Annotated in this window: 2 protein-coding genes; both read left to right on the top strand. The window is 58.1% G+C overall.

Going from position 1 to position 661, the window contains the following annotated elements:
* Positions 1-142, top strand: a 142-nt coding sequence (locus A9D60_RS26825) for an ATP-binding protein (RefSeq protein WP_065266702.1), incomplete at its 5' end; no start/stop codon positions are given.
* A 350-nt stretch (positions 143-492) separates the two neighbouring features.
* On the top strand, positions 493-661 hold a 169-nt coding region (locus tag A9D60_RS06440; protein ID WP_141117846.1), incomplete at its 3' end, for a transposase.

Genomic DNA, 661 nt, shown 5'->3' with positions numbered 1-661 from the left:
CATCGACGAACCGACTTTCGCAGACGCCATCCTCGATCGGCTGATCCACAACGCGCACAGATTGCCTCTCGAAGGTCCGTCGATGCGCAAGACCCGCGATGCCCCCGCGGCCAAAACCATTGACGAACAAACCGACACCTGAGATGTCAGATCAAACGCTCAGCATCCCGCGCGAACTTTGTCCGCGCACCCCGGAATGACTGTCCGCGTGCCGTTGGAATGGCTGTCCGCGAAGCCCGGAATGCGCATTCTGTCCAAGTATTGCCGTCGTTTTTGTGCACGGGTGCTTCTGGCATCACCATCAAGGCTGCCGCTACGCCACCACACCTTCGACGCGCGGGGGGCTGGCAAACAAAATTCCAGGAGAACACTGCTCGGGACAGAGCTATTCGGTTAGCGCTTTTGCGAGAAGTGAGCTACCCCCTGAATTTCGGACACTGACGTAAGCTACGATTTGCTGTCTGTTGATCTTCGACGCAGAGGAGATCAGAGATGTCGAAACGGAAGAACCATTCGCCTGAGTTCAAGGCCAAGGTCGCACTTGAGGCTTTGAAGGGCGAGCGGACTGTTGCAGAGCTGGCAAGCCAATTTGGCGTTCATCCGACGATGATCCACAGCTGGAAGCGGGCGCTCCTGGAGGGCGCGTCCGGCGTGTTCGAGC

This window comes from Leisingera sp. JC1 (assembly GCF_001679925.1).
Taxonomy (GTDB): domain Bacteria; phylum Pseudomonadota; class Alphaproteobacteria; order Rhodobacterales; family Rhodobacteraceae; genus Leisingera.
This window is presented reverse-complemented; position numbering and strand designations above follow the sequence as displayed.